29 protein-coding genes and 1 tRNA gene are annotated in these 20,382 nt (G+C 70.2%); 19 read left to right on the forward strand and 11 right to left on the reverse strand.

What is annotated here, in order from left to right; translation table 11 throughout:
- The first annotated feature begins 58 nt into the window (after positions 1-58).
- From ABD220_RS01050 to ABD220_RS01090, 9 genes are all read left to right on the forward strand, one after another.
- On the forward strand, positions 59-928 hold the full coding sequence (locus ABD220_RS01050; protein WP_344119042.1) for a fumarylacetoacetate hydrolase family protein: 870 nt from the start codon (positions 59-61) through the stop codon (positions 926-928).
- Between the two features lie 9 nt (positions 929-937).
- Positions 938-1,678, forward strand: coding sequence for a maleylpyruvate isomerase family mycothiol-dependent enzyme (locus ABD220_RS01055; protein WP_344119044.1), 741 nt, complete (start codon positions 938-940; stop codon positions 1,676-1,678).
- 79 nt (positions 1,679-1,757) lie between these two features.
- Positions 1,758-2,936: a tRNA dihydrouridine synthase DusB gene (gene dusB / locus ABD220_RS01060; protein ID WP_344119046.1), complete on the forward strand. Its 1,179-nt coding sequence runs from the start codon at positions 1,758-1,760 to the stop codon at positions 2,934-2,936.
- Between the two features lie 30 nt (positions 2,937-2,966).
- A complete protein-coding gene (locus ABD220_RS01065) occupies positions 2,967-4,298 on the forward strand; it encodes a deoxyguanosinetriphosphate triphosphohydrolase (RefSeq protein ID WP_344119047.1) in 1,332 nt (443 codons plus the stop codon).
- A gap of 116 nt (positions 4,299-4,414) precedes the next feature.
- On the forward strand, positions 4,415-5,746 hold the full coding sequence (locus ABD220_RS01070; RefSeq protein WP_344119049.1) for an MFS transporter: 1,332 nt from the start codon (positions 4,415-4,417) through the stop codon (positions 5,744-5,746).
- A gap of 106 nt (positions 5,747-5,852) precedes the next feature.
- Positions 5,853-7,733, forward strand: a complete 1,881-nt coding sequence (gene dnaG, locus ABD220_RS01075; RefSeq protein WP_344119051.1) for a DNA primase — start codon at positions 5,853-5,855, stop codon at positions 7,731-7,733.
- Positions 7,734-7,812: 79 nt separating this feature from the next.
- A tRNA-Asn gene (locus ABD220_RS01080) sits at positions 7,813-7,885 on the forward strand.
- 317 nt (positions 7,886-8,202) lie between these two features.
- Positions 8,203-8,331: a hypothetical protein gene (locus ABD220_RS01085; RefSeq protein ID WP_344119052.1), complete on the forward strand. Its 129-nt coding sequence runs from the start codon at positions 8,203-8,205 to the stop codon at positions 8,329-8,331.
- Positions 8,332-8,340: 9 nt separating this feature from the next.
- Entirely contained in the window at positions 8,341-8,544 is a 204-nt protein-coding gene (locus tag ABD220_RS01090) for a hypothetical protein (protein ID WP_344119054.1), read from the forward strand.
- A gap of 52 nt (positions 8,545-8,596) precedes the next feature.
- Here ABD220_RS01090 and ABD220_RS01095 read toward each other — a convergent pair whose 3' ends face one another.
- Both ABD220_RS01095 and ABD220_RS01100 read right to left on the reverse strand, forming a co-directional pair.
- Positions 8,597-9,001 carry an excalibur calcium-binding domain-containing protein gene (locus ABD220_RS01095; protein ID WP_344119055.1) on the reverse strand — a complete coding sequence of 135 codons (405 nt, stop codon included), beginning with the start codon at positions 8,999-9,001 and terminating at the stop codon, positions 8,597-8,599.
- Between the two features lie 16 nt (positions 9,002-9,017).
- Positions 9,018-9,266, reverse strand: a complete 249-nt coding sequence (locus ABD220_RS01100) for a GmrSD restriction endonuclease domain-containing protein (RefSeq protein ID WP_344119057.1) — start codon at positions 9,264-9,266, stop codon at positions 9,018-9,020.
- Between ABD220_RS01100 and ABD220_RS01105 the strand changes: the two genes are divergently transcribed.
- The 6 genes from ABD220_RS01105 to ABD220_RS01130 all read left to right on the forward strand — a co-directional run bounded on the left by ABD220_RS01105 (position 9,249) and on the right by ABD220_RS01130 (position 11,626).
- Positions 9,249-9,617, forward strand: coding sequence for a hypothetical protein (locus ABD220_RS01105; RefSeq protein ID WP_344119059.1), 369 nt, complete (start codon positions 9,249-9,251; stop codon positions 9,615-9,617). The two genes, ABD220_RS01100 and ABD220_RS01105, sit on opposite strands and share 18 nt — an antisense overlap.
- 56 nt (positions 9,618-9,673) lie before the next feature.
- Complete coding sequence (locus tag ABD220_RS01110) at positions 9,674-9,928, forward strand: hypothetical protein (RefSeq protein WP_344119061.1); 255 nt, start codon at positions 9,674-9,676, stop codon at positions 9,926-9,928.
- Between the two features lie 54 nt (positions 9,929-9,982).
- Complete coding sequence (locus ABD220_RS01115) at positions 9,983-10,663, forward strand: hypothetical protein (protein ID WP_344119062.1); 681 nt, start codon at positions 9,983-9,985, stop codon at positions 10,661-10,663.
- Positions 10,663-10,857: a hypothetical protein gene (locus tag ABD220_RS01120; protein WP_344119064.1), complete on the forward strand. Its 195-nt coding sequence runs from the start codon at positions 10,663-10,665 to the stop codon at positions 10,855-10,857. Before ABD220_RS01115 ends, ABD220_RS01120 begins: the two co-directional genes overlap by 1 nt.
- Complete coding sequence (locus ABD220_RS01125; protein ID WP_344119066.1) at positions 10,857-11,051, forward strand: hypothetical protein; 195 nt, start codon at positions 10,857-10,859, stop codon at positions 11,049-11,051. Before ABD220_RS01120 ends, ABD220_RS01125 begins: the two co-directional genes overlap by 1 nt.
- Positions 11,052-11,218: 167 nt before the next feature.
- Entirely contained in the window at positions 11,219-11,626 is a 408-nt protein-coding gene (locus ABD220_RS01130) for a hypothetical protein (RefSeq protein WP_344119068.1), read from the forward strand.
- Between the two features lie 588 nt (positions 11,627-12,214).
- On the opposite strand, the gene ABD220_RS01135 is transcribed toward ABD220_RS01130, so the two are convergent.
- The 3 genes from ABD220_RS01135 to ABD220_RS01145 form a co-directional block, all read right to left on the reverse strand.
- Positions 12,215-12,769 (reverse strand): hypothetical protein, encoded by a 555-nt coding sequence (locus ABD220_RS01135; protein ID WP_344119069.1) that lies wholly within the window; start codon positions 12,767-12,769, stop codon positions 12,215-12,217.
- Between the two features lie 91 nt (positions 12,770-12,860).
- Positions 12,861-13,079 (reverse strand): hypothetical protein, encoded by a 219-nt coding sequence (locus tag ABD220_RS01140; RefSeq protein WP_344119071.1) that lies wholly within the window; start codon positions 13,077-13,079, stop codon positions 12,861-12,863.
- Positions 13,080-13,111: 32 nt separating this feature from the next.
- Positions 13,112-13,621 carry a hypothetical protein gene (locus tag ABD220_RS01145; RefSeq protein ID WP_344119073.1) on the reverse strand — a complete coding sequence of 170 codons (510 nt, stop codon included), beginning with the start codon at positions 13,619-13,621 and terminating at the stop codon, positions 13,112-13,114.
- 183 nt (positions 13,622-13,804) lie between these two features.
- Here ABD220_RS01145 and ABD220_RS01150 point away from each other — a divergent pair, with 183 nt between their 5' ends.
- A complete protein-coding gene (locus tag ABD220_RS01150) occupies positions 13,805-14,320 on the forward strand; it encodes a hypothetical protein (protein ID WP_344119075.1) in 516 nt (171 codons plus the stop codon).
- Between the two features lie 16 nt (positions 14,321-14,336).
- On the opposite strand, the gene ABD220_RS01155 is transcribed toward ABD220_RS01150, so the two are convergent.
- Positions 14,337-14,807, reverse strand: coding sequence for a hypothetical protein (locus ABD220_RS01155; protein WP_344119077.1), 471 nt, complete (start codon positions 14,805-14,807; stop codon positions 14,337-14,339).
- A 189-nt stretch (positions 14,808-14,996) separates the two neighbouring features.
- On the opposite strand from ABD220_RS01155, the gene ABD220_RS01160 reads away from it, so the two are divergent.
- The 3 genes from ABD220_RS01160 (at position 14,997) to ABD220_RS01170 (ending at position 16,381) form a co-directional block, all read left to right on the forward strand.
- Positions 14,997-15,212, forward strand: coding sequence for a hypothetical protein (locus tag ABD220_RS01160; RefSeq protein ID WP_344119079.1), 216 nt, complete (start codon positions 14,997-14,999; stop codon positions 15,210-15,212).
- Entirely contained in the window at positions 15,209-15,517 is a 309-nt protein-coding gene (locus ABD220_RS01165) for a hypothetical protein (RefSeq protein ID WP_344119081.1), read from the forward strand. Before ABD220_RS01160 ends, ABD220_RS01165 begins: the two co-directional genes overlap by 4 nt.
- A 201-nt stretch (positions 15,518-15,718) precedes the next feature.
- Positions 15,719-16,381 carry a hypothetical protein gene (locus ABD220_RS01170; protein ID WP_344119083.1) on the forward strand — a complete coding sequence of 221 codons (663 nt, stop codon included), beginning with the start codon at positions 15,719-15,721 and terminating at the stop codon, positions 16,379-16,381.
- A gap of 247 nt (positions 16,382-16,628) precedes the next feature.
- Here ABD220_RS01170 and ABD220_RS01175 read toward each other — a convergent pair whose 3' ends face one another.
- The 5 genes from ABD220_RS01175 to ABD220_RS01195 all read right to left on the reverse strand — a co-directional run bounded on the left by ABD220_RS01175 (position 16,629) and on the right by ABD220_RS01195 (position 20,359).
- Entirely contained in the window at positions 16,629-18,014 is a 1,386-nt protein-coding gene (locus tag ABD220_RS01175) for an FAD-binding oxidoreductase (RefSeq protein WP_344119085.1), read from the reverse strand.
- A gap of 91 nt (positions 18,015-18,105) precedes the next feature.
- The gene (locus ABD220_RS01180) at positions 18,106-18,687 is read right to left on the reverse strand and encodes a cupin domain-containing protein (RefSeq protein WP_344119087.1); all 582 of its coding nucleotides are present in this window, start codon (positions 18,685-18,687) and stop codon (positions 18,106-18,108) included.
- A gap of 133 nt (positions 18,688-18,820) precedes the next feature.
- The gene (locus ABD220_RS01185; protein ID WP_344119088.1) at positions 18,821-19,228 is read right to left on the reverse strand and encodes a hypothetical protein; all 408 of its coding nucleotides are present in this window, start codon (positions 19,226-19,228) and stop codon (positions 18,821-18,823) included.
- Between the two features lie 80 nt (positions 19,229-19,308).
- Positions 19,309-19,899 carry a cupin domain-containing protein gene (locus tag ABD220_RS01190; RefSeq protein WP_344119089.1) on the reverse strand — a complete coding sequence of 197 codons (591 nt, stop codon included), beginning with the start codon at positions 19,897-19,899 and terminating at the stop codon, positions 19,309-19,311.
- Positions 19,900-20,188: 289 nt separating this feature from the next.
- The gene (locus tag ABD220_RS01195) at positions 20,189-20,359 is read right to left on the reverse strand and encodes a hypothetical protein (RefSeq protein WP_344119091.1); all 171 of its coding nucleotides are present in this window, start codon (positions 20,357-20,359) and stop codon (positions 20,189-20,191) included.
- Between the last annotated feature and the right edge of the window lie 23 nt (positions 20,360-20,382).

Consider the following 20,382-nt stretch of genomic DNA (forward strand, 5'->3'; position numbering starts at 1 on the left):
GCCCCCGCACCCCGACCCCGTACCCGGACCCCCACCCCGATCCTGGAGGAACACCCCGATGAAGCTCGCCACCCTGCGCACCGGAACCACCACCACGGCCGCCCGCCTCGACGGCGAGGTCTACACCGAGATCACCGGCTACCCGGACCTCGGCGCCCTGCTGCGGCAGGAGGACTGGCGCGCCATCGCCGCCGACGCCTCAGGGCCGACCCACCCGGCCGCCGACGCCGAGCTGGAGAGGATCGTCATCGACCCCGGCAAGATCCTGTGCGTGGGGCTCAACTACAAGTCCCACATCCAGGAGATGGGCCGGGACCTGCCGTCCTACCCGACGATCTTCGCCAAGTTCACCGAGACCCTCACCGGCCCGAACGACCCCATCGAGGCCGTGGCCGAGGACCCGCAGCTGGACTGGGAGGGCGAGCTCGTCGTCGTCGTCGGCAAGCGCGCCCACAAGGTGGACGAGGCCGAGGCCGGCCAGTACATCGCCGGCTACGCCGCGGCCAACGACATCTCGATGCGCGAGTGGCAGTTCCGCACCAAGGAGTGGCTGCAGGGCAAAATCTGGGCGGCCTCCACCCCGGTGGGCCCCGTCATGGTCACCGCCGACGAGTTCGCCCCCGAGGAGGCCACCCTGCACACCCGGGTCAACGGACGGACCATGCAGGAGCACTCGATCGGGGACCTGCTGTTCACCCCGGAGCACCTCGTGGCCTACTGCTCCACGATGCTGCCGCTGAACCCCGGGGACATCATCCTCACCGGCACCCCCGGCGGGGTGGGCCGGGCCCGCGACCCACAGGTCTTCCTGAGGTCCGGCGACGTGGTCGAGGTCGAGATCGACGGGATCGGCACGCTGAGCAACCACATCGTCGAACCGGCCGAGCCGTCCGCACCGGCCCCGGTCCAGCAGCACGTCCGGGGATAGGGGATCACCATGGCCGCCCGTCAGGACCGCACCACCGACGAGGAGCTGAAGGCCCAGCTGCTGCTGGTGCGCCGCGGCACGGCGAACTGGACCCGGAAGGTCAACGAGCTCACCGACGACGAGCTCGACGGCCCGTCGCTGCTGCCCGGCTGGTCCCGCCGGCACGTCATCGCCCACGTCGGCTACAACGCCCGCGCCCTGACCCGGCTGGTGCAGTGGGCGACCACGGGCGTGGAGACCCCGATGTACTCCTCCCCGGACGCCCGCAACGCCGAGATCGCCTACGGCGCGACCCTGCCGGCCCGGGCGCTGCGGCACCTCAACGACCACGCCGCGGTGTCCCTGAACGTCGAGTGGCGCGACACCCCCGAGGAGGCGTGGCACCACGAGGTGCGCACCGCGCAGGGCCGGACCGTGCCGGCCACGGAGACCGTCTGGATGCGCAACCGCGAGGTCTGGCTGCACGCGGTCGACCTCGACAACGGCGCCCGCTTCTCGGACGTCCCCCGCGAGGTGCTGACCCGGCTGCTGCGCGAGGTCGTCGGCAGCTGGGCCGCGAAGGACACCGACCCCGGGCTGCGGATCCAGGTCACCGACGCCCCGGAGCTCGGTGAGCTCGGGGCCGGCGCGCACCAGGACGCCGGGATCCCGGTGCGCGGGGACCTGCCCGCGGTCGCCCAGTGGGCCACCGGGCGCGGCGGTGCCCGCCTCGAGGCCGGCGCCGACGTGCAGAGCCCGCGCTGGATCTGAGGCCCGCAGGCCACCGCACGGCCCCGGGGCGAACCCCGGGGCCCGGTGCCGTCCCCGTCCGTGAGAGAATTCCCCGGTGATGGACACCCGTACCGAGAACCACCCCACCCGGCTCGACCTGCCGCCGCTGCACCTGGGCGAGCTCACGATCGACGTCCCCGTGGTGCTGGCGCCGATGGCCGGGGTCACCAACAAGGCGTTCCGCCGGCTGTGCCGCGAGTACGGCGGAGGCCTGTACGTGACGGAGATGGTCACGGCCCGCGCCCTCGTGGAACGGCGGCCCGAGTCGATGCGGATCATCGACCACGACCCGGACGAGACGCCCCGCTCCATCCAGATCTACGGCGTGGACGCCGTGCACGTCGGCCAGGCCGTGCGGATGGTCGTGGAGGAGGACCGGGCCGACCACATCGACCTGAACTTCGGCTGCCCCGTCCCCAAGGTCACCAAGCGCGGCGGCGGCTCCGCCCTGCCCTGGAAGACCGACCTGTTCACCGCGATCGTGCGCACCGCCGTCCAGGAGGCCTCCCGCGGGAACGTCCCCGTGACGGTCAAGATGCGCAAGGGCATCGACGACGGCCACCTCACCTTCCTCGAGGCCGGCCGGATCGCCCGCGACAGCGGCGTCGCCGCCGTGGCCCTGCACGGGCGCACCCTCGAGCAGCACTACTCGGGCACCGCCGACTGGGACGCCATCGCGCAGCTGCGGGAGGCGCTGCCGGACGTGCCCGTGCTCGGCAACGGGGACATCTGGAGCGCCGAGGACGCGGTGCGCATGGTCGAACAGACCGGTGTGGACGGCGTGGTCATCGGCCGCGGATGCCAGGGACGGCCCTGGCTCTTCGGCGACCTGCAGGCCGCCTTCGAGGGCCGCTCCGACCGCTTCCGCCCCGGGGTGGACCAGGTCGCGCGGACGATCTACCGCCACGCCGAGCTGCTCGTGGAGATGTTCGGCGACGAGGCCAAGGGGCTGCGCGACATCCGCAAGCACGTCGCCTGGTACTTCAAGGGCTACCCGGTGGGCGGGGAGCTGCGCGCCAGGATGGCCCAGGTGCCGGACCTCGCGACCCTGCGCGAGCTGCTGGACGAGCTCGACCTGTCCCTCGGCTACCCGGGCGAGGCGGTCGAGGGCCCGCGCGGCCGCGCCGGCTCGCCGAAGAAGCCGCACCTGCCGGACGGCTGGCTGGGCTCCCGCGAGCTGGGGGACGCCGAGCGGCTGGGGCTGGTCGCGGCGGAGCTCGACGCCTCCGGCGGCTGAGCCGGCCCCACGACACGGAAAGGACCGGGCATGCACCACACGTCCATCGAGATCGACCGCACCGGCGCGCCCGCCCCGGGCTACGAGGCCCGCGACGTCGCGCGTTGGGTGGCGGAGGACCACCACAACAAGTACCGCTCCGACTTCGAGCGGGACCGCGCCCGGATCCTGCACTCCTCAGGGCTGCGGCGGCTGGCGGCCAAGACGCAGGTCGTCTCCCCGGACACCGACGACTTCGTGCGCAACCGCCTGACCCACTCCCTCGAGGTCGCCCAGATCGGCCGGGAGCTGGGCCGGATGCTGGGCTGCGACCCCGACGTCGTCGACGCCGCCTGCCTCTCCCACGACCTCGGCCACCCGCCGTTCGGGCACAACGGGGAGTCGGCCCTGCACCGGCTGACCCAGCACATCGGCGGCTTCGAGGGCAACGCGCAGACCCTGCGCCTGCTCACCCGGCTCGAGCCCAAGGTGCTCGACGACGACGGGGGGCCTGCCGGCCTGAACCTCACCCGCGCCGTGCTGGACGCCGTGTGCAAGTACCCGTGGGAGGCCCACGAGGCGCCGCTGCGCCCGGACGGGACGCGCTCCCCGAAGTTCGGGGTCTACGCGGACGACCTGCCGGTGTTCGCGTGGCTGCGCGACGGCGCCCCGGCCCGCACGAAGTGTCTCGAGGCCCAGGCCATGGATCTCGCGGACGACATCTCCTACTCCGTGCACGACGTCGAGGACGCCATCGCCTCCGGGCTCGTGCAGCTGGGCTGGCTCGCGGACACCACCCAGCGGGACAAGGTGCTCGAGCTCACCCGGCGCTGGTACCTTCCCGAGGCGGCGCCGGAGTCCCTCGACGCCGCCCTGACCCGCCTCGAGGACTCGTCCCTGTGGGTGCGCGAGATGGACGGGTCCCGCAAGGACCTCGCCCGGCTCAAGAACATGACGAGCCAGCTCATCGGCCGCTTCGCGATGTCCGCGGTGGGCGCCACCCGGGACATCTACGGCGAGGACCCGCTGACCCGCTACGACGCCCAGCTCGTGGTCCCGGAGGGGACCACGGAGGAGATCGGCGTGCTCAAGGGCATCGCCACGACCTACGTCATCACGGTGCGCGACGCGCAGCCGATCTACGACAACCAGCAGGAGGTGCTCTCCATCCTGGTGAGCGCGCTGATGGACTCCGACGGCCGCCACCTCTCGCCCGCCTTCGCCGCCGACTGGCACGACATCGGCGAGGGGCCGGGCACGGAGACCGCCCGGCTGCGCCTCGTCGTGGACCAGGTCGCCTCCCTCACCGACCTGTCCGCCGTGTCCCTGCACGACCGGATCCGCGGCACCCACTGGCGCGTGGGGGACAAGCCGCTCTGGTGACCCGTGCCGCGCGGCCGACCCAGCATCCCGATCAATGACTGTGGGCCGGGTCGCACACGGCGGCGCTCCTTGGACTCGCCGCGTTCGTGCTCCTCCTCACGAAGGTCAGAATGCTCATGGGAAACCCCGCCCGACCCGCCCCGCAGGCGGCGTCATCCTCGTCCTCCCGGGCCCGGCCCGTCCTCCGCTCCCGCGCGTGGGTGGCGCCGCTGTGCTGGATCGCGGTGCTCCTGGACGGCTTCGACGCCGTGGTCCTGGGTGCCGTGCTGCCGTCCATGCTCGAGAACAACGACCTCGGCATGACCACCGCGCAGGGCACCGCCGTGGCGACCGCCGGCCTCGTGGGCATGATGCTCGGCGCGCTGACCATGGGCTACCTCACCGACAGGCTCGGCCGCCGCAAGATGCTCATCGGCGCCGTGGTGCTGTTCTCCCTGCTCACCTTCGCCGCCGCGTTCTCCCCGAGCGTCCTGGTCCTGGGCCTGCTCCGCTTCCTCGCCGGCCTGGGCCTGGGCGGGTGCCTGCCCACCGCGATCGCCATGGTGACCGAGTTCGCCCGCCTCGGCCGGGGCTCCAACGCCACGACCCTGGTGATGACCGGCTACCACGTCGGTGCGGTGCTGACCGCGGCGCTCGCCATCGTCGTGGTCCGCCAGTTCGGCTGGCAGGAGATGTTCGTCCTGGGCTCCCTGCCGGCGCTCGTGCTCGTGCCCCTCATGCTCGTCTTCCTGCCCGAGTCGCCCGCCTTCCTCGCGTCCAAGGGGCGCACGGCCGAGGCCCGCGCCGTGGCCGAGCACTACGGCCTGCACCTCGAGGACCACGCGCCAGGACAGGAGCAGACAGGGAAGGTCGGCGCCACGATGCTGCTCTCCACCGGCTGGCGCCGGAACTCGGTCGCGATCTGGATCGCCTCGTTCATGGGCCTGCTGCTCGTCTACGGCCTCAACACCTGGCTGCCGCAGATCATGCGGGCGGCGGAGTACGACCTCGGGAACTCCCTCGGCTTCCTGCTGGTCCTCAACGTGGGCGCCATCGTGGGCCTGACCGTCGCCGGGCGCGTGGCCGACCGGATCACCCCCCGCGCGGCGGGCATCATCTGGTTCCTCGGCTCCGCGGTGCTGCTGGCCGCCCTGGCGATCAAGCTGCCCGTGCTGGGCATCTACGCCATGGTCTTCGTCACCGGCTGCTTCGTGTTCTCCTCCCAGGTGCTCGTCTACGCGTTCACCGCCGCCAACCACCCGCCGCGCGTGCGCGCCACGGCGCTGGGCATGTCCGCCGGGGTGGGCCGGCTCGGGGCGATCTCGGGACCGATCATCGGAGGCACCCTGCTGACCGCGGGCCTGGCCTATCCGTGGGGCTTCTTCGCCTTCGCCGCGGTGGGCGCCCTGGGCGGGCTCGCCCTGACCGGCACCAGGACCCGGCAGGACCTGCGGGAAGGTCCCGGCTGAGCCCCTGCCGGCGGTCTGCCCGCCGCGGGCCGGCCCGACCGTGCGGTGCTCCACCGCGGGGTCCGGCCGGCCCTCGGGCGTCGGGCCGCGCACCTAGACTGTCGGTGTGGCAGGACTGATCAGACGCGAGGACATCGACGAGGTGCGGGCGCGCACCGACATCAAGGAGATCGTCGACGGCTACGTCACCCTCAAGAGCGCCGGCATCGGCTCCTGGAAGGGACTCTGCCCGTTCCACGACGAGCGCACCCCGTCCTTCCACGTGCGGCCGCAGATGGGCACCTACCACTGCTTCGGCTGCGACGAGTCCGGGGACGTCATCTCGTTCCTCATGACCATGGACCACACCACCTTCTCGGAGACCGTGGAGAAGCTCGCGGCCCGGGTGGGCTACGAGCTGCGCTACGAGCAGGGCTCCGGGCCGAACAAGGAGGAGGTCGGCCGCCGCCAGCGCCTGCTGGACGCGCACAAGGTCGCGGCCGAGTACTTCCAGCGCAACCTCTACACCCGCCAGGCCGCCCCCGCCCAGCAGTTCCTGGGCGAGCGGGGCTTCGACGGCGAGGCCGCCCGGCGCTACGGCGTCGGCTACGCACCCCGAGGCTGGGACCACCTCCTCAAGCACCTGCGGGACCGCGGCTTCACGGACCAGGAGCTCAAGCTCACCGGCATGTTCTCCGAGGGCAACCGCGGTCTCTACGACCGGTTCCGCGGCAGGCTGGTGTGGCCCATCCGCGCGGTCGCCGGGGAAGTCATCGGTTTCGGCGCCCGCAAGCTCCACGACGACGACCAGGGCCCGAAGTACCTCAACACCCCCGAGACCGCCCTGTACAAGAAGTCCCAGGTGCTCTACGGCATCGACCTCGCGAAGCGGGAGATCGCCAAGCAGCGCCGGCTCGTCGTCGTCGAGGGCTACACCGACGTCATGGCCTGCCACCTCGCGGGCGTCACCACGGCGGTGGCCACGTGCGGCACCGCCTTCGGGGCCGAGCACATCAAGATCGTCCGGCGGTTCCTCTCCGACGACGGCGGCGGGGGAGAGGTGGTCTTCACCTTCGACGGCGACGCCGCCGGGCAGAAGGCCGCCCTGCGCGCCTTCGAGGAGGACCAGAAGTTCGTGGCGCAGACCTACGTGGCGGTCGAGCCGCACGGGATGGACCCGTGCGACCTCCGGCTCGCCCGCGGGGACGCCGCCGTGGCCGAGCTCGTGGAGAACCGCCGACCCCTGTTCGAGTTCGCCATCCGGGCGACGCTGAAGAACTTCGACCTGGACACCATCGAGGGCCGCGTCCGGGCGATGCGGGCCTGCGCGCCCATCGTGGCGCAGATCCGGGACCGCTCCCTGCGCCCGGCCTATGCGCGGCAGCTCGCGGGCTGGCTCGGGCTCGAGCCCGCGGAGGTCCAGCGGACCGTCGACTCCGCGGGCCGCGCCCAGCGCGAGGGGGGCCCCGCACCGCACCGGCCGGTGGAGCCGGAGGCGCCGGGGCCGGTCCCGGTCGAGCTCCCCGACCCGCGCGAGCCCGTGGCCCGGATGGAGCGGGAGGCCCTCGAGACCGTCATCCAGTGCCCGGACCTCATGCTCGAGCGGCACTGGGAGGAGTTCGGCCTCAGCGCCTTCCGCTACCCCGTGCACGGGGCGGTGCACGACGCGGTCCTGGCCGCTCGTGCGGAACTCCTCGGCGACGGGACCGCCGTGCCGAACGGGCAGGTCTGGGTGGATGCGGTGCGCGGGCACCTGCCGGAGCCGCTGCACGGCTATCTCGCCGAGCTCGCGGTGACGCCGCTGCCGGCCACCACCCAGCAGCAGCTGGAGCGCTACACCGCGGACATCCTCAACCGCCTCTTCGAGCTGCAGATCAACCGGCGGAAGTCGGACCGGCTGGCGGAGCTCCAGCGCACGGATCCCACCGGTCAGCGCGAGCGCTACCAGCAGCTCCAGCGGGAGCTGCTGGAGCTGGAGATGCAGCGGCGCGGCCTCCGCCAGGACTGACGCGACCGGACGGGTCCGGATTTGTCGAAGCCCGGCGGGGACGGTAAAGTGATGGCTCGTTGCACGCGTGCGTGCACGGTCCCCCGTAGCTCAATTGGCAGAGCATTCGACTGTTAATCGAAGGGTTACTGGTTCGAGTCCAGTCGGGGGAGCGAAAAGAAGGGTCTCACCAGGCGTCATGCCGGTGGGGCCCTTTCGCTTTAGCCGAATTGCCGACACTTTGGCCACATTTTCGTCTCGTGAATTTCTCTGCTACGAGTTGTCAGTGGCCACTCACTCCTCCTCGGTTGCCCCCGTTAAGCCCATGCGGAGCGAATAGCGGTTCGTTGCGGCAGAGGCTTCGGTGCCCGGGGCGGACCGCAGATGCAGATGTCTCGGTGTCCCGAACTATGCAACCTCACACCATGCCACGATTCTTGCCGTTCAACATGCGAGGGGGCAGCCGCGTCGCGTGTCTGATCCGCGCGATATGACAGCCCAGTTGCGAGCGTGCTCGCCGGGAGACCACGAGCACAGGAGCTCCCGCATGTCTGTGGAGATCACCGAGGTCGGCGCCGTCGTGGCCGCCGGCCAGACCATCGGCTACGCCACCGCCTAGGATCGGGCCGTGGACAACCCGGCGAAGAACACCTCCCTGGTGGAGAACACCAAGGCTTTCGTCACGGTGATCGCCGAAGCGGGGACCGCCCCGGGCGAGCAGCAGAAATCCGCGGTGCGCGAAGCATGCACCGCTGGGCGTCCGAAGCGCCCTGCCGCCTCCTGGAGCGTTGGAGCACGGGGCAGGAAAACAGGGGAAGCCCCGTCCTCCTGAGCCCTCATGGGATCGGAGAGCGGGGCTTCGCCGTGTTCGCAGGGAGGTCTCGTTATTCGCAGGCGACCCCGTCGCCGTCGCGATCCATCTCGGGCGAGTAGCCCGGCGAGCCGGCGTAAGGCGGAGCGGCGCCGGCTGCCCTGGCCTCCGTGCAGTTGGCGAACCCGCCGGCCGGGGCAGCAGGAGCGGCGGGTGCCGGCTCAGCTTCTGGCGCTGGCACCACCGGGGCGGGCTCGGGCGCCGGGGCTTCGTTCACCGGGGCCGGTGCCCGGACCTCTTCGACGGGGGCCAGGGTGTTGCTGTCGACGTCGCCGTAGGCCGCGCCGGTCGGGACCTCCCGGCCCTTGCAGCCGGCCAGCACCTCGGTCATCGCAGTGTTCTCCGGAGCGGTGACCCACAGCTCGTACTCGGCCTTCACCGCAAACTGGATGGCGGCGAACTCACAGCGGAAGTCCACGTTCGGCGGCAGCCACTCAATTGGCCGGCTTGTCGGACCTCGCCTGATGGGTCGGCCCGTCCACCGCCAGTAGGTTCAGCGGGTCATGGGCCAGCTCGACACGCTGGTCCTGGGAAAGGCTCCAGGCCCCGGTGATCCACGTGTTGCCCAGCGACACGACGTGGTCGATCTGCACGTCGGACGAAGTCGCCGGCCCGCGCACGAAGTGGATCGTGGTGCCGGCCCAACCGAACTCAGGCGCGCTTCCATGACCGTCCTCGCTCACAAACAAGCTGCAGCCGGGCTCACTGTCGTCCACCCGGACGGTCCAACCACCACCCGCGTCTTCGTCGACGACTCCCGCCAGGAGCTCGACCCGTTCCACCGCGCCGAGCAGCGCCGCGACGCGATGCTGGCCGAGCACCCGATGTCGACGGTGACCAATGGGATCAACGAGCGTGCCCTGGACGCGGCGACCGTGACCAAGAGGCACGCCGCCGGCCCCACCGACTGGGACCTCCTCGACGCCGAGCAGACTCGCCAGGCACTGGAAGGACGCAGAGGGCCAGTCGTGAGTGTGATGACCGAGCAGGCCGTCGTCACGCGGATCGTCACCCGCGGCGACGGGTCCAGCTGACCACCCGGGTCACCGACAGCGAGGTCGCCACCGACCCGTTGGCCCAGGCGGCTGCCGTGGCGTCCTCGCTCGTGAGGGTGCGCCCGCAGCTGACGGTCTTGGTCACCGGCAACGACGCCGCCCGGCACCAGCACGCCTGCCAGCTCTGCCTGCTCCGCCTCATCGGCCGGAAGCCGTGCACCTGCCCGACGACCTACCGGCTGATGAACCAGTCCTGCCGGGTGGGCGATCAGGCGCGCCCGTTCGTCCAGGACATCACCGACCCGCAGTGCGACTGCCCGCGCTGCGGCCACTACCCGGCCGCGATGTGATGAGCACCGGCGAGCCCCGCGGCGCCCGCGCCATGCCGTCGATACGGTGGCGGCATGGCTGAGACAGGGGCGCCCGAGGTCGAGACGCTCACCCTCGGGGAGTTCTCCCGCACGCGCGGGATCGACTCCGCCCTGCTGCGGCTCCTGGCCGAGGGTGGGCACATCACCTCGATCACGAAGCGCAGCAACAGCTACCGATTCCCTGCGAATCACCCGCTGACGGCCGCGGAGGCAACGGCGAAAGGCCGTCACGCCTACGACGAGACGCTCGAGGCGGTCGGCCGGTTCGCGATGAAGACTCAGTCCCGGATGCGTCGGCTGCTGGCGGAGATCGAGGACCAGCAGGACCACCTTGACGACGTCATCCCGCTGGGCCCCGGTCTGCAGAGCGCCGTCGAGGACCTGCGCGGGCATGACCAGGTCAGCCGGGAGACGATCATTGCCGTCTATGAGCTCATCGCCTGGAACCGGGTGGTGTGCAACGTCGCCGAGGCCCGCCGCATCCACGCGGAGACAGACGGTGATGCCGAGATGGTCGAGCAGTACACCGTGCCGCTTCGCGATCAGATGGACATCTCCCGGCGACCCCCTCACAACGGTCCACGGGAGCGCCCCACCTCGTTGGCCGACGAACTGCCCGACGGCGTCGACGACCTCTCTCCAATGGCGCGGCGGACCGTGCTCGACCTGTTGCGCGTGCTGGTGGTCGCCGAGACCGGCAACGAGCCGCGCTGATGGAGGTGGACGAGATCTTCCGGCTGGTCGGCTGCTCGCTGCTGCTGGCCGGGTTCCTGTTCATGATCCGCTGGTGGGTCGAGACCCGCGGCAAGGACCGCACCGCCAGGGACCGGAAAATCGCCATCGTGCTGATCGTCGCCTCGGTGCTCTGCACGCTGCTCGCCGTCGTTCTCAGTACCGGAGGTGGCTGATGCCGACGTCGCTGAAGCTCAACTTCATCGCCCTCGGGTTCCTGTTCGCCGGGGCGCTGTTCATGGCCCGCGGCCTGGCCGAGGGCAAGGGCACGATGCCGAAAGGCCGGGACCGCCGGGCTGCTGCCGGGCTGCTCGCCGTCGCGGCGGCGATGTTCCTGACCGCCGGTGTCTTCCTCATGTCCGGGGACTGAGCGCCGGCTGGAGCTGGGCCAACGACTGGTCTGGGGATGAGGGCGGCGGCTCGTGAGCGGGCAGAGGGCGCGCCCGTCGTGCCGTGTCAAAGGCTTGCCGCGGCGGGACCTGGCGCGCACTCTGGTGGCGGTGAAGGCGGCATCGCCGCACGAACGCAGGAGGGGTCATGAAGAGGCTCGCTGCAGTCTCGGCAGCACAACTGTGTCTGGGCGCGATGGGGCTTCGCACAGCTCTCCGCGACCGGAGATCCTACGACGTCGGATTCCGGCGAGGCTCGGCGGAGAACATCGAACGTGACCAGTGGTTCATCGGCACCGCCCTGTCCGCGCCCAACTACATGCTCGTCCTCCAGGGAGTCTGCACTGTTGCTCTGCTGGTGCGTCCCCGACGCTGGGTGGCGCGAGTGCTGGGCGTGCTCGGCGTGGGGATGACGTGCGGCCAAGCCGCGGAACGATCGGCGCAGGCGGCCTGGCGTCACTGGGACGCCCAGATCACGCCCCTGACTGCTGCCGCAACCGTCCTGTCCGCGGTCATGGCGTGGTGGGGTCTGGCTGGTGACCCTGCTGAGAGCTGATCCGGTCGCTCGATCGACGGCGCCGGGCAGCGACGGATGGTGGGCGTGACGGCGCCCCTGTCCACCTGCGTTTCGGCGCCCAGTGGTCGCGGCTGCTGGTCTGGTCGGCTCCGTGGCGGCCCCGCCAACACATCGGGACCGCCACGGGCGACGCGCGCCGAGCAGGGGCGCTGCGTGCGACGAGACCACGCCCCCCGACGGGTCTCGCGCTGTGCCGGGCCGCTTGGGAGCGGCTCACCGACAGCTTCAGCTTAGAGAGCCCGACGGCGGCCCGGCAGCCCCACTTCTGTGCACAAGCATGAGTCCAACGGCGCCAGACCATGACCCTTTCCGTCGCCAGCAGCGGTGCGCCTTCGGGGCCCTTTCGAAACGAGGGGATCCAGGTGAGTCGACGCTGGGAATCACCCGACCCGTAGGCCTGATCGCGCCAGAACACCCCGCACCACGAAGCGATGCTTGCAGACCCGTCCTGTCTTCTCATCGGACGCGTACATATCCTCGTGGCGCAACGGGCGCAGCTCGATGGTAGTGACCAGCGGTGCCGAGACGTCGGAGCCGGCCGCGGAGGCAGCGGCTCGGTGGACCCCATCAACCCGGTGGGGGAGAGGGCGCGTGACGGTCGGGGTCTCCGGCCCGGCACCGGTGGATGTGGGACAGCTCGTGCCGGTAGCCCTCCTCTGGGTCCTCGGGCGGCCCGGGAGGCCCCAGGACGTGCTCCCGCTTGAAGTCCTCGTAGTCGTCGATGGAGGAAATCTTGTCGTTGCCGGCTAACCGGTCCAGCGCGGAGAGCATGTTCGCTTCGGCGGCGTAGCGGGTTGGGCCTGGAAAGTCCACCGCGACCCGCCCGGCGGCCTGGATCTTGAGCACGGGGCGGTCGAGGATGTCGAAGCAGTACTCCCCGTCCACCGCGGCGTCCGGTGCGGCACCGAACTGGGTGCGGAACGCCACTGCGCCGCGCTCGGAAGGGGTGTACTCGTAGGCGGGCCGGGGGTCCATGTCGTGGAAGCGCGGACCCCAGTCGCCGGTCGCCTCGGACAACGTGATGGCCGGCGCCGCGAGCTTAAGCTCGGCCCCGGCGTGATCCTTGGCGGTGAAGCGCCCGTCGTCGGCGCGCGGGTGCTGGTGGTCTACGAAGGTCGTCATGACCGGAATGTGTGCGGCCGGCTTCGGCGGTGTCCGTCCGTGCATGGCACCGCCCCGCTACCCGGTGCGGGCGGCGGGGCGGTGCAGGCGCTCAGGAGGCTGCTGCGGTGATGTAGGCGTAGGCCCGGTCGGAGCGTTCCAGCTTGCGAGCCTGCTCCTGACTGTCGACGTAGATCGGCTCGTTGCCCAGCAGGCCTAGGCGCACCGGGATCTGGCGGACCTCCGACGGCTTGGCCAGGACCATCAACACATTGGGATCAAGGTCCAGCGCCTGGGCGGCGGCGTCGATCTTCTCTGCGGATACGACCATGTCGCTCCTCCTCTCAGAGGGTCATGTCGTCATTATCGCTCTCCTTCCTGGGCGCCGTCCACGGCGGCGGACCCACCGGGCTGCGCCTCGCCCTCGATCTCTTCGACGGCCGCCGGATCCTTGCCGGCCGCGGTGAGGATCTCCTCCTTGAAGGTGTCGGTCACGGTGTGCGCTGTGTCCACGAAACCCGGCAGTTGATCGCCGCTGGCTTCGGCGCTTCGCTGGAGATCCACGAGGGCCTGACGTCCGACGTGCTGCTGCTCCGGCTCGCCCTCGGTGGCGCGGTCCACCGCCGAGCGGGCGTGCTCCAGCTGCTGCGCGGACTGGGTCGAGAGGTAGTTGAGGTAACTCACGGCGGCGACCGCGGCGGCGACCACCCAACTCATCACCTGGAGGCGTTCTAGGCTGCCGTCGAACCACCGCCAGAAGCCGTCGATCGCCCCACGGGCGCCGGGGCCGCCGAAGACGTAGACGAGGGTAGGGAGCACGATGACTGCGGCCGTGACGCCCAGGAGCACGCGGAACCACCGCCGCCGGAGCATGGGTGCTGGCCTGGACAACTTCCGTGATCGGATCGGACACTCACCGAGCGTACCGACGGGCCCGGACGGCCTTCACCGTGCCGAGCGGGTCAGTGCCGGCTCGCCTTTCATGTGTGCGGAGACAGCGCGCGACCGGGCTGACTACGCTGAGCCCACAGGCGATCCGACGGCGGGGGTGGCGCGGTGAGCACGGAGGGAACCGGCGACAGCGGAAGTGCCAGCGCGCCGCGGAAACGATGGCCGTTCCGGTGGTGGTGGGGGATCCCGGCGTACTTCGCCGCCTCCATCGTCTTCGACATGGTCGGAGAGGTTGTGTGGAACCGGCTGATCGTCATCGGTGGGTACGGGCTCACCAACTCCGTCGCCGGGCTCATCGCCCTGGCGGTCTGCTTCGCGATCTACTCGCGCACCCGGGCCCGTTACAGGAAACTCGAGGCTGAGGGCGACCCGGAGCGACTGCCGGCGACCACCGACTACGTGACCATGTCGATGCCCACGGTGGTACTGGGCTGGATGGCTGGAGTGGTGGTCTGGGGCGTCACCCTGCTGCTGCTCGTGATCGCCGGGTTCGGCTCAGCCTGGGTGCTCGGGCCGATCATCGGCACCGCCTTGATCCTGGGGGCCCGGATGGAAGCCGCCCACGCCCGGACCATGGACGCCCGCCGTGGAACGCCGCCGGTCACCACCTCGCGATCATGAGCTCGAATCCGTGCGATCAGAACAACGTGGGGTGGTTCGGGTCGACGTCGTGGACCAGCTGGCGGATGAGGTGCTGGTCCCAGCCGTGCTTCTTGAGCTGCTCGCGCAGGTGCCGGGACCGGTTGGCCCGCTCGGCATGGCTGAGCTTCCGCCATCTCACGGTGTTCGGGGTGGGGGAGCGTCCCTTGCGCGAGCGCTCCTTCATGTTCTCCGACCGGGCGCCCAGCCGCAGGTGCGTGGTCGGACCCAGGGAGGCGCGCACGCACAGCGGCACATCGCACCGGTGCAGGGCGGTCTGGTCCTCGATCGCCTCCAGTCCGCCGTGGACGGTCGCCAGGGCGAAGCGGTGCGCGGAGACGACCTTCTGGCCGGCGGTGGTGCTGACCCAGAACCGGCGCGTACCCGTCGTCGCTGATCGCTCTCGTCCGCAGTCCGCACGAATCCGCAGACGGCCCCTTGAGCACGTGGGCGTAGAACCGCTCGACATCGACCGGGTTCACGGCATCCTCCTCTGCGCCCCGGAGCCGCCATCGGCTCAGCCGCCGCGGCCTTCTCCTGGTGCCGAGTGCGGCACGCCGCCGACCGGTGCACCACGGCTGCCCGATGAGGGAAGAAGCGACCTCGATCGCCTCGTGGCACGATGCGTAGACCAGCCCGACGAGCACGGGGGATACCGATGGGCCAGGACAAGCAGCTGCGCGGGTATCTGGTCGCGATGCTCGCTGGCGCCGGGATCATGGTGCTCGCCCTGGTGGCCGGCTGGCCTCCGGGGGGACGCCTCGAGGTGCTGTTCGCCTGGTTCACCGCGGGCGCGACGGTCGTGGCTGTGTCGTTGACGCTCTACGAGTGGCGGCAGGCTCGGCGCCGGCGCGAACAGGATGGCCGGCCATGACCGTACCCGATGACCGGCCCGAGGGAGCGTGGTGGTCGGGGGCGCTGGTCAACGCTCTGGTCGTCTTCGTGACCGTCGTGGTGGGGCTGCTCTACGGGTGGGGTGTCTCCGTGCCGCTCGGCGTGGCGCTGTTCTTCCTGAGGCTGCGGTGGCAGCTCGGCCCATTCTGGACCCGGGAGCAACGATCGCAGATCCGCCGGCGGGCCCAGCAGCACGCCGGCGGCTGGCAGGGTAGCCGACACAGCGCGAACACCCTGGGATGCCACCGTGAAGCGTCGGTGCGTTCACTCTCGCACCGACTCTGAAGCATTTGTGACAGCGCATCCGGGGACCCCATAACGATCTCATCGCCATCCATTCGGCTCCAGCCCCCGCGCTCCTACGAGATGACGAGACTGGGCCCGTGGGCGCCGATCAACGCCGCCTGCGACTCCAGCTCCCATCCACTGCACCTTGCCGTGGACAGCGTCCGGTTCGTCCTCGGCACCCAGCCTTGAGGACCGCTCATGAACACCACCCAGCGCATCGTCGCCGCGGCCGCCGCCGCCCTCCTGCTCGCCGCCACGCCGGCCGGAGCCACCACCCACGAGCCCGCCCCGCCGGCCGAGCAGCCGGCCGGGGCGCAATGGCCTCCGGCCAGCACCCACGGCAAGTTCGTGCCCTACCCCGACGAGGCGAGCCAGCCCATCACCTTCCCCGCCTGCGACTCCGAGATCACCATCGCACCGGGGGACGTCGACGAGAGCGAGTACCGGGCCCTGGTCACCGCCGAAGGGGACCTGGTGGTGGAGCACCGCGGCGAGACCACGGCCGACATCACCCGTGCCTCCGACGGCGCCATGCTCGATGAGGTCGGTACGGACGGCCGCAGCTTCCAGACCTTCGCCGCCGACGGGACCTCGCTCACCGTCAGCGGGTCGGGATCCGGGATCGTGTTCCCCTACAGCGAGCAAGAGGCGCAGGCATTCGCCGAGGCGGGGCTGCCGGAAGCCTTCCTGTTCCTGTCCGGGGACCTGGCCGGGACACTCACCTTGGAGCCCGCATCGGAGCCGGGACAGGAGCCGACGGTGGTGTCGGCAGAGATCACCGAGAACACCACGGAGTACGTCTTCGACCTGTGCGACCTGCTCGACCAGGCGGCCGCCGACCAGCAGACCAGCACCTCGTGACGCAGCACCGCTGATCGCCGCGATACTGGCCCAGCTTCCGGGGGAGCAGAACGCCCCGGGCTCCGTGGTGGAGCCCGGGGCGTACTCGTCGTCTCGGTGGTCAAGTCAGTCGACGTGGCACAAGGTTCACCGCTGTCACCTCGCCAGCCTCAATGCCTCCTTCGATCAACAGGGCAACCGAGACTGCTTCCAGCAGTGTGACTGGACAACGGTATGCAGTGACCGCTTGGGTAGGTCGGGACTCGACTCAGGTGTGCACGGATTGCTGGAACCGCAGCAGACCGTGCGGGTCGTAGTGGGCTTTGGCCGCCGCGAGTCGGGCGTGGCCTTCCGCGGTCCAGACATGGGCAGAACCCGGTTCTCCGCCCAGGGCGCCTTGGAAGTTCACCATCGTCCGCTCGGAGACGTGCTCATCCAGTGCCCCCAGCAATTCGGTGATCGCAGGCGGCACCCGCTCGGCATCAGGCGGGACCGCGAGACCGACCAGGTTGATCAGGTAGGCGGCATCCCGGCCGGCCACCACATCGGCGGGTCCCTCCGGGGTGCGGCTGAGGGCCCCGCCCATCAAGCGGATTTCCACCAACAGCAGCGGACAGTCGGTGTCTGGTCCCGCGTGCGCCAGTAGCGCCTCGATCGTGGCGTCACTCATGTCGTTGAGTAGTCGCCCGGCGTCGAGGTATGGCAGGGGCACGGGTGGGTCCATATGGATTGCGTCCACGTCCCGGTAGCTCATGGGCCCGACGGTGTCCATGACCGGGCGGGAGATGGTGCGCATCGGCGACAGCAGCCGGGCAGCCTCTTCTTCGGGAGCCGTGGATGCATAGCGCAGGTGGACGACGAACTGGTTGCGCAGCGGTTCGGGGACGATGTCCATCTCCGGCAGCCGCAGCAACGCGATCGAGGTGGCAGCCGTCTCGGGGAGGTCCGCGGACCACTGCGACCACGCGGCGAGCACCTCCCGGGCGTCGGCGCCGGGGTAGAAGATGCCCCCGCCGTAGAGGCCCTCGAGCGGGATGAGCTGGAACTCCATCGCGGTGACGATCCCGAGGTTGCCCTTGCCCCCGCGCAGCAGGCCGAAGAGCTCGGGTTCGTGTTCGGCGTCGACCGTGCGGTGGCGTCCGTCCAGGGTGACGACATCGAAGGAGCGGACGTGGTCGGCGGCGAAGCCGAAGGTTCTTCCCAGGACGGGCAAGCCACCACCGAGGGTGGACCCGACGACGCCGACGTCGGTGGTGGACCCGTTGAGGACGGCGAGTCCGTGCGGCACGGCGGCCTCGAGCACGGTCTGCCACCGCACGCCGGCGCCCACGCGCGCGATGCGGGTGTCCGGGTTCACCGTGCAGTCCTGCAATCGGGCGGTGTTGACGAGCATCCCACCGTCGATCGGACGGTCGGCCCCGTGCCCGGTGGCCTGCACCCCGATGGGCACCTGGCGCGCGGCCGCCCAGGCGACGGCGGCGGCCACGTCGTCGGCATCCGTAGCGCCCACGACCACATCCGGGTGGATCGGTGTCGCGAGGTTGTAGGCGGCGGTCTCTCGTTCGTAGCCCTCATCCTGGGCGGTGAGCACCGGTCCGGTGACCTGCTGGCGGAGTTCGGCCACGTCGTCCGGGGAAATGCTGGGTGATTTCATCGAAGACCCCTCTGGTAGGACGCGCTCCCGCGAGGACGGGCGGGGGCATATGTTAAGTGACTCGGGAAGCGCGGAACCCGGAGCGTCGGTCTCAGCCCTGGCGGTAGTAGTGCTCCTCCAACTGCCGGTCGATTCCCTTGCGCCGGGCCGCACGGGCCAGCAGGTGCATCATCGGCATCAGCAACCGACCGACCCCAACGAGGTGGATGTCGGACTCCACCAGGATCAATGCACCGTGGTAGGGATTTTTCGGCCGCCCGTCGGGTGCCGTCTTCCCATCGGCGACCAGGCCCGCCGCGACCACTAGCCACTTCTCGAACACGGCATGGGCTGGGCGGACCTTCACCATGAACCGAGTCGTGCCCTCGGTGGGATTGCGCCACTGGTGCACTGCCCGCAGCGGAACGGTGACTTCCTGCCCAGCCTCCAGACGGTGACTGTCGCCGGCAACCCGCAGTTCAAGAACTCCCTCGAGAACGTGGAAGGTCTCCTCGTAAAGCGTGTGGAAATGCGGGAACACCGTGCTCCCAGCAGAGGCCTCCGCGTACAGCAGGCTGTACTCCCCGTCGGTTTCCTCGCTGGTGCGCACCCAGCTGATCAGGCCCTGCACGTCGTTGCGGTACTCAGGACGGCCGGTGCGCATCGTGGTGATCTGATCCTCGGTCCAGTTCATGACCATCGCCCCCAACATCCAGTCTAAAAGGGGCTATTTCGCACGGAAGCGTTGTACCGAAAGGCGCGGCAATGTGAACGAACCGGTCTCCGTCCCGCAGCACAGGTGCGTCATTCGCGCGCAACCGGAAAAGTCAGGCATCCTGAGCTTCGAGCTCGGCGATCTCGTCCTCGTAGTAGCGCACGGCCAGGGCCTCACGCAGCTCGACGGTGGCCTTCAGCAGCAGGACGTTGTCCGGGCGCACACCCACGACCTCGTAGCTCATCTGGAGCGGGAGGAGGGAGTCCTTGACCATCTGGTTGACGATGACGTAGTCCTCCCCGGGCTCCTCGTCCTCGTCGACGCGGGAGTCGATCAGGGACCAGATCCCCACCGGCACGACGGCAGCCAGGAAACCGTCCTCGTCCATCTCCTTCATCGCCGCGGCGACGCTCATCGGCTCCTCGAGCACGGTCAGGGCGGGGTCCAGCAGAATCTCGGTGGGGGCCTCGACGGCGGTCGTGGTGGCGGTGTCAACGGTGGTGTTCGCAGTGGTTCCCATACCCCTCATGTGTGCGGACACCAGTGGAATCCAGACAGCGCGGCGCCCCGATCTCCTGGCCGGTGGACGGTTCTGGGGCCTCAGCTCGGGCGGTAGTACCGCTCCTCCAGATGCCGGTCAATGCCCTTGCGTCGAGCCAAGGCCGCCAGCCCCCGGAACGCCGGCATCAACACCCGGCCTGGTCCGGGCAGGTGGATGTCGGACTCCAGGAGCACCAGTGCCAGGTGGTAGAGGTTCTTGGGCCGCCCGTCCGGAGTGGTCAGGCCAGCGGCGGTCATGTTCTGCAGCGTGACCACCCACTTCTCGAAGCCTGGGTGTGCCGGCCGGAGCTCCACGATGGCGCGGCCCATCCGGTCGCCGGAGATGCGGAACTCGTGCACCGCCCGCTTGGGCGCCACGGTTTCGTCCCCGGCCTCCAGCCGAACCGGTCGGCCCGCAACCTTGCCCTCGACGAGCCCCTCGAACACGTGGAAGGTCTCCACATAGCTCGTGTGGTAGTGCGGGAACACCCCGGCGCCGGCGGAGTACTCCACGTACATCAGGCCGTACTCCCCGTCGGTTTCCTCGCCGGTGCGAAGCCAGCTCAAGGACGTTCCCAGGTCCGGGTTGCGGTACACCGGCCGGCCGGCCCGCATCTGCATGATCTGACCTTCGGTCCAGTCCATCATCATCGCCCCTGCTCACCAGTCTAGGAACGAGCACGCGAGGCGAACACGGTTGCCGTCAGGGCGCGGAATTGTGAACACCCCGGTCTCCGCGTCGGGGACCGGGGCGCGCGGTGGGTGGATGGGACATCAGGCCATGCCTGCGGCGGTGATGACCGCCGGGTCATCGTCGGAGTTGGAGAAGGCATCCTGGACGTCGAAGCGGGCGACGGTCAGCGCGTTGCCGTTGCGGGCCCCGAGCACTCGTAGCCCGTCTGGAACGGGGCCGGGCAGTTCTCCACGAAGCGGCGGTCGATCAGGCGCTCCTCCCCGGAGTCCTCGCGCACACGGGCGACGAGGACCCGTCGGCCTCGGTCGCCTGCATGGCTTCGACGACGGCGTAGGGCTTCTCCAGCGGGGTCGGTTCCAGGGCCGCGGCGTGGGCGCACAGGGAGTCAGGGGGGTAGGTGGGTGCGGTGTTCCCCATGCACCTCATGTGCGCGGACCCGG

The sequence above is a fragment of the Kocuria aegyptia genome, from assembly GCF_039530085.1.
GTDB classification, from domain to species: Bacteria; Actinomycetota; Actinomycetes; order Actinomycetales; family Micrococcaceae; genus Kocuria; species Kocuria aegyptia.